We start from the raw sequence: 6,222 nt of genomic DNA on the forward strand, positions 1-6,222 counted from the left end.
CACATGGTTGGAGATTAGGACCCGGCGTATTTTGCCCGGTTTTTCTTATAAATAAAGCTACGATAAGCCCTATTGCGAGCAGCTGAAATGTCTGCCAAGATCAAGATTCATGAATCAAAACTGCATGTATGGGCAAACGAGAAAACAAAAAAAAGAAAATTCATCCAAACTTATATTATGCGTATTTATTTACTGGGTTTTATTGTACACTATAGGTAGTTTGGTAGATTCTAGAGAAGCTCATTGGAGGGGTTATGGTGGTACAGAAAGGTACAGATCGTGTCAAACGCGGAATGGCAGAAATGCAAAAAGGCGGCGTGATTATGGATGTGGTCAACGCAGAACAAGCGAAAATTGCGGAGGAAGCAGGCGCAACGGCTGTCATGGCTTTGGAACGCGTCCCATCCGATATACGCAAGGCAGGCGGCGTTGCGCGTATGGCCGACCCAACGATTGTTGAGGAAGTTCAGAATGCAGTGTCCATTCCGGTTATGGCGAAAGCGAGAATCGGACATATTGTTGAAGCACGTGTACTCGAGGCGATGAAGGTAGACTACATTGATGAAAGTGAAGTGTTGACTCCTGCCGACGATGTTTTCCACATTGAGAAAAAGGCATTTACTGTGCCTTTTGTGTGTGGCTGCCGTGATCTGGGAGAAGCAGCACGTCGAATTGGCGAAGGCGCTGCAATGTTGCGGACAAAAGGCGAACCCGGAACGGGAAATATTGTTGAAGCAGTTCGCCACATGCGTCTCGTAAACAGCCAGGTGCGTAAAGTGGTGTCTATGGAAAAGGATGAAGTCATGGTCTTTGCCAAAGAACTCGGCGCGCCTTATGAAATTCTTTTACAAATTAAAGAAGCCGGTCGTCTTCCGGTCGTCAACTTTGCTGCCGGGGGTGTTGCAACGCCTGCTGATGCAGCGCTGATGATGGAACTGGGTGCAGACGGTGTCTTTGTTGGTTCCGGAATTTTCAAATCAGAGAATCCGGCAAAATTTGCCCGTGCAATTGTTGAAGCAACCACATACTACCAAGATTATGAACGGATTGTTGAACTTTCAAAGGGACTGGGCACTCCGATGAAAGGTATCGATATGAGCAATCTCGAACCTGCCGAACGTATGCAGGATCGCGGCATCTGAGGTGAGCAAAATGGCAACGAGAATAGGCGTGCTGGCCCTCCAAGGTGCGGTCAGTGAACATGTCCATGCGCTGGAAAATTCCGGATCACAGGTTTCTTTAGTGAAGAATATTGGCGATCTTGAGGGATTGGACGGGCTGGTGCTTCCGGGCGGCGAAAGTACAATGATGCGTCGAATGATGGATCGATATGGTCTTTTTGAAGCGGTCAAGCAGTTTGCAGCCGAAAAACCAGTGTTCGGCACCTGTGCGGGACTGATCCTAATGGCGAAACAAATTGAGGGAAGAAAAGGCCCGCATCTCAGCATACTGGATATTGATGTGAAACGGAATGCCTTTGGACGCCAGGTGGAGAGCTTTGAAGCAGACTTGGCCATTAAAGGAATCAGTGAACATTATACCGGCGTTTTTATCCGGGCGCCATATATTAAGAGTGCTGCAGCTAATGTGGATGTGCTGGCAACTTATGAGGACCATATTGTTGCGTGCAGACAAGGTCGATTCCTCTGCTGCGCCTTCCACCCGGAATTAACCAGTGATCCGGCGATGCATCGTTATTTTGTCCAAATGGTAAATGAATCCCGTTAACCGCTTGCTTTTTTCAATTCAGTAGTGTAGATTTTAAATAAGTCAATCTACTGTGCTTAATGATGGGAAAAAGTAGCCTTTGTCTTCTTTTGAAGAGAGCCGCGCTTGGTGGGAAGCGGTGGAGAAGCGATGGCGAATCCGTCCCTGAGAGCTGGATCCGCACGAAGCGGATCACACGGATCATTTCGTTATCAATGACTAAAGCGGTCAGCAGCAGCGCAAGGCAAGCTGCTGGCAATTTGGGTGGCAACGCGGGTTTATAATCTCGTCCCTTATGAGTGAAGGGGACGAGATTTTCTATTTTTAGGAGGCAGAGAACGATGCTCGACATGAAACGATTACGAGACCATTATGATGAAATCAAAGTAAAGTTAAATAAGCGTGGCGAAGACCTGAGTGACTTTGAACGTTTTCCAGAATTGGATAACAAGCGACGCGATCTGATCAGTCGTACGGAAGTGCTGAAAGCAAAACGTAATGAAGTATCCGCACAGGTCGCAGCGAAGAAGCGAGCAAAGGAAGACGCGTCGGATCTGATTGTGTCAATGCGTGAGGTGAGTGCCAGCATTAAAGAAATGGACAGCGAACTGGGTAAAATTGAAGATGAACTGAAGCAAGTCATGCTGTCGATTCCGAATGTTCCACATGAAACAGTGCCGGTTGGTGCGAGTGAAGACGATAACAAACCAATCCGCTTTTGGGGTGAACCGAAACCGTTCGATTATGAACCGAAACCGCATTGGGATCTTGCAACCAATTTGGGTATTCTCGATTTTGAACGGGCTGCCAAGGTTACCGGAAGCCGCTTTGTTTTCTATAAGGGCTTAGGTGTTCGTTTGGAACGCGCACTGATCAGCTTCATGCTCGATCTACACGAAGATCACCATGGCTATGAAGTGATCATGCCACCGTATATGGTTAACCGGACGAGCATGACCGGAACCGGACAGCTTCCTAAATTTGAAGAAGATGCGTTTAAAATTGCCGATGATCGCGACTACTTCCTGATCCCTACGGCAGAGGTGCCGGTGACAAACTATTATCGTGATGAGATGTTGAATGGTGATGAACTTCCGAGAGCATTTGCTGCATACAGCGCTTGTTTCCGCTCTGAAGCAGGTTCTGCCGGACGCGACACGCGTGGAATCATCCGACAACACCAATTTAACAAGGTAGAGCTGGTTCGTTTCGTGAAGCCTGAGGATTCTTATAACGAACTGGAAAAGCTGACCGGTCATGCGGAAGAAGTGCTGCGCCTGCTCAACCTTCCGTACCGTGTGGTTGCCATATGCACCGGTGACCTTGGCTTTACAGCCGCAAAGAAATACGACCTTGAAGTTTGGATCCCAAGCCAAAACACGTATCGTGAAATTTCTTCCTGCAGTAATTTTGAAGATTTCCAAGCACGCAGGGCGAATATCCGATTCAGGCGCGCGCCGAAAGCAAAGCCGGAATTTGTGCATACCCTGAACGGTTCGGGGCTTGCTGTCGGGCGAACGGTTGCTGCTATTTTGGAAAATTACCAACAGGAAGACGGTACGGTGGTTATCCCGGAAGCACTACGTCCGTACATGAAAAATGTTGAGAAGATCGCGCCAAAGGAATAATCCGATCAAAGTTTAGGAGGTGCGCGTAGTGCCCTTTCATCAAAAAGTAAATAATGATGCCCGATTAACCAAAATGATCGACGACTTGGGGATTTCGCTGGACCCAAAGGAGCCGAAAGCACCTGAGAAAGAAAAAAAGCAAGATGATCAAACGGATAAAAAACAAAAGGACCAATAAAAATGACGAGGGTGTCTCAAAAGTCAATTGACTTTTGAGACACCCTTAAAAAATGTCTACTTTGGGATTAAGCGCGAAGATGCGAGACTCCTGCGGAGCGTTCCCGTTAATCGCGAGCCGGAGGAGCCCCGCAGGCCTTACAGGATCAGCCGAGGAGGCTCCTGGATTGCCCGCGGTCGCGCTCTGTTGATGCGAGCAATCGGAGCGCAGCCTTTTGGGACAGCCTCGTCGCTCCTTAGCTGCCGCAGTGTACATTTTCTTTTAATCGTTCCTGAATCAAGACCGCAAGCGCATCGCCTGTATCCGGATCATTGACTAAATCGTAATCATCGATATCCAATTTCAGCACCGGGCAGATGGAGAAATCGCTGATCCATTGCTCATAGCGCTGATACATTTCTTGCCAGTAGCTGTGCGGTGTTTCTTTTTCGAGGCCGCGACCGCGCCTGCAAATACGGTTTACGGTCGCGTCTAGTGAACCGTGGAGGTAAATAAGCAGGTCTGGGCGGCGAAAATACGGCGTCATAACCATCGCCTCAAAAAGGCTTGTATAAGTACGGTAATCGGCCTCGGACATCGTTCCTTTTTCATAATGCATCTTTGCGAAAATCCCGGTATCTTCATAAATCGAACGGTCTTGAATGAAATTATCTGGACTGGCCGAAATGCGCTTTGTTTCCTTGAAACGTTCACCAAGGAAAAAGATCTGAAGATGGAAGGCCCAACGGTTAAAATCTTTATAAAATAAATCAAGATATGGATTTCCATCCACCTTTTCGAATGAGGTGCGGTAGCCGAGCCGGTGTGCCATAGCATCGGCAAAGGTTGTTTTGCCGATGCCAACCATACCAGCGACAGAAATTAGTTTATTTGCTGGAGCAGATTCGACCATGTAAGACGCCCTTTCATAAAAGCAATTTAAAATAAGAACATGGATACAATTCATTAAGTGTATCACCTAAAAAGCGCAAAAAAAAGTGAAAAAGTATGAATCGTGAATGCAATACGTGTATAAAAAAGTAGAATGTTGTCGAAAATAATCGTAGCATGAAAGCCGGAACAATGATCGGGATACACGAGATAAGAATGTTGTTAGACCAAGGAAGTATCCGTTTACAAAAATGATATTTCATTGACACTAAATGGTGATTGTGCTATATTGTAATAAACCATTTTACTACTTAATATAAGATCAGATGTAAGAATGAAGACCCTTCCTTGAAGTGTAGTAGTTTTTACTTCTGGAAAGGTCTGTTTTTATATTTTGCGTTTTTTGTTAATTGGTAAATGGTTTTAGTTCACGCGCGGGCAGCGCAACGTTTTAGGGAGGCAGTTACACATGCAAAACGGTAAAGTAAAATGGTTCAATGCAGAAAAAGGCTACGGATTCATTGAAGTTGAAGGCGGAAATGACGTATTCGTACACTATTCTGCAATCGAAGGCGAAGGTTTCAAAACGCTTGAAGAAGGTCAAGAAGTTAGCTTCGACATTGTTGAAGGTAACCGTGGACCTCAAGCTGCAAACGTTGTTAAACTTTGATCTTCGGCCATGACCGATAATGTGGAAGCAGTCCTCTCTAAACAAGGGCTGCTTTTTATTTGTCTTCTAACGTCTAGCACTGTTCAAAGCTCTTCTTTTTTTGTATAATACACAGTGTCGCCAAACGTGGTGCGAGATTCGGCTCTGTAGCTCAGTGGATAGAGCGTCGGTTTCCTAAACCGTGCGTCGCAGGTTCGATTCCTGCCAGGGCCATCATGAATAACCACGAAACCCCTTGAAACCAAGGGGTTTTTACTATGTATAACAGGTAGTACAGTTTAAGTTATTTTTAATGAAACAGCAGTTTATACGCAAATCGTACGCAAAAATGATTGAATCAACAAGTAGATGCCCATTCTGGATGTATGGCCAACTTTCACTAATATCCTTCATGGTGCCCTCAAATTTGATGACATTCCCTCACATCGAGGGTAACCGCTGACAGTGCAATTTTGCGTTTTCTAAAATGTATTTTAACCGGTACATAAATGCACTGGCTAGCCATTCCCCAAAATTGGGTTATGGCATGCTATAATCAACACAGGCAATGAATGAAGCATATGAGCGGATGCGGTGACACCCTTATAGATTGGGGGTGAAGCCGATGACAGTATTTCAAGCATTAACATTGATGATTAGTTTTGCGGTGCTAATACTGATGCTGTCAGACAAAAAGAAATGATCCGCTTCATATGCCATTGCAGTGGCTTTGATTGAAGCAGACCATTTCCTGAAAATGTAAGTTTTGATTGATGCGCTGCATCCGCTCTTATCGCGGATATTGCCATTCCGTCAGTGTGCGTGCACTGACGGTTTTATTTTACGTTCCTTGTGTCTTTATTATACCCGGTAGCGTGTAAAAGATGCAACGATTGGTAATGCGACGGCAAAAATTTGAGTACACCTTTTAGAGCAAGGGGATACGGAAAAATTGCCTCGATTCCCTGTTAAAGATGCCGATAGGACAAAGCGGCGATTCAGTAGCGAAAAGGTACGAATCCATCACACATAGTTGGAGATTAAAGACCGGGCGCTTTTTGCCTGGTTTGATTTTTTGGTCACGCAAAAGACTGTGCATCAAACGCGTAGATGCGAGACGCCTGCGGGATCGCCTTTGTTGATGCGTGCCAGCGAGACCCCAGATTCCTGCCCTGTCTGAGGAGGCTCGC

Annotated in this window: 6 protein-coding genes, 1 tRNA gene and 1 other annotated feature; of the genes, 6 read left to right on the forward strand and 1 reads right to left on the reverse strand. The window is 45.9% G+C overall.

What is annotated here, in order from left to right; genetic code table 11:
• Positions 1-254 precede the first annotated feature (254 nt).
• The 4 genes from pdxS to SIN01_RS15120 all read left to right on the forward strand — a co-directional run bounded on the left by pdxS (position 255) and on the right by SIN01_RS15120 (position 3,513).
• On the forward strand, positions 255-1,142 hold the full coding sequence (pdxS, locus tag SIN01_RS13535) for a pyridoxal 5'-phosphate synthase lyase subunit PdxS (RefSeq protein ID WP_010027543.1): 888 nt from the start codon (positions 255-257) through the stop codon (positions 1,140-1,142).
• Positions 1,143-1,152: 10 nt separating this feature from the next.
• Positions 1,153-1,728, forward strand: a complete 576-nt coding sequence (gene pdxT / locus SIN01_RS13540; RefSeq protein WP_010027541.1) for a pyridoxal 5'-phosphate synthase glutaminase subunit PdxT — start codon at positions 1,153-1,155, stop codon at positions 1,726-1,728.
• A gap of 50 nt (positions 1,729-1,778) precedes the next feature.
• Positions 1,779-2,004 (forward strand) — a binding site (T-box leader).
• 44 nt (positions 2,005-2,048) lie between these two features.
• The gene (gene serS, locus SIN01_RS13545) at positions 2,049-3,335 is read left to right on the forward strand and encodes a serine--tRNA ligase (protein ID WP_010027540.1); all 1,287 of its coding nucleotides are present in this window, start codon (positions 2,049-2,051) and stop codon (positions 3,333-3,335) included.
• 28 nt (positions 3,336-3,363) lie between these two features.
• Positions 3,364-3,513: a hypothetical protein gene (locus tag SIN01_RS15120; protein WP_156994724.1), complete on the forward strand. Its 150-nt coding sequence runs from the start codon at positions 3,364-3,366 to the stop codon at positions 3,511-3,513.
• Positions 3,514-3,748: 235 nt separating this feature from the next.
• Here the strand turns inward: SIN01_RS15120 and SIN01_RS13550 are convergent, their stop codons facing one another.
• The gene (locus SIN01_RS13550; protein ID WP_029548109.1) at positions 3,749-4,405 is read right to left on the reverse strand and encodes a deoxynucleoside kinase; all 657 of its coding nucleotides are present in this window, start codon (positions 4,403-4,405) and stop codon (positions 3,749-3,751) included.
• 447 nt (positions 4,406-4,852) lie between these two features.
• On the opposite strand from SIN01_RS13550, the gene cspD reads away from it, so the two are divergent.
• Entirely contained in the window at positions 4,853-5,053 is a 201-nt protein-coding gene (cspD, locus tag SIN01_RS13555; protein WP_010024001.1) for a cold-shock protein CspD, read from the forward strand.
• A gap of 140 nt (positions 5,054-5,193) precedes the next feature.
• Positions 5,194-5,266 (forward strand) — tRNA-Arg (locus tag SIN01_RS13560).
• Positions 5,267-6,222: the final 956 nt, after the last annotated feature.

Source organism: Sporolactobacillus inulinus (assembly GCF_006539285.1).
GTDB lineage: Bacteria > Bacillota > Bacilli > Bacillales > Sporolactobacillaceae > Sporolactobacillus > Sporolactobacillus inulinus.

What these genes read in the sequence shown, in the direction of transcription:
- pdxS (WP_010027543.1), top strand. Translation starts at nt 255, where the DNA reads ATGGTGGTACAGAAAGGTACAGATCGTGTCAAACGCGGAATGGCAGAA.
- pdxT (WP_010027541.1), top strand. Translation starts at nt 1,153, where the DNA reads ATGGCAACGAGAATAGGCGTGCTGGCCCTCCAAGGTGCGGTCAGTGAA.
- serS (WP_010027540.1), top strand. Translation starts at nt 2,049, where the DNA reads ATGCTCGACATGAAACGATTACGAGACCATTATGATGAAATCAAAGTA.
- SIN01_RS13550 (WP_029548109.1), bottom strand. Translation starts at nt 4,405, where the DNA reads ATGGTCGAATCTGCTCCAGCAAATAAACTAATTTCTGTCGCTGGTATG.
- cspD (WP_010024001.1), top strand. Translation starts at nt 4,853, where the DNA reads ATGCAAAACGGTAAAGTAAAATGGTTCAATGCAGAAAAAGGCTACGGA.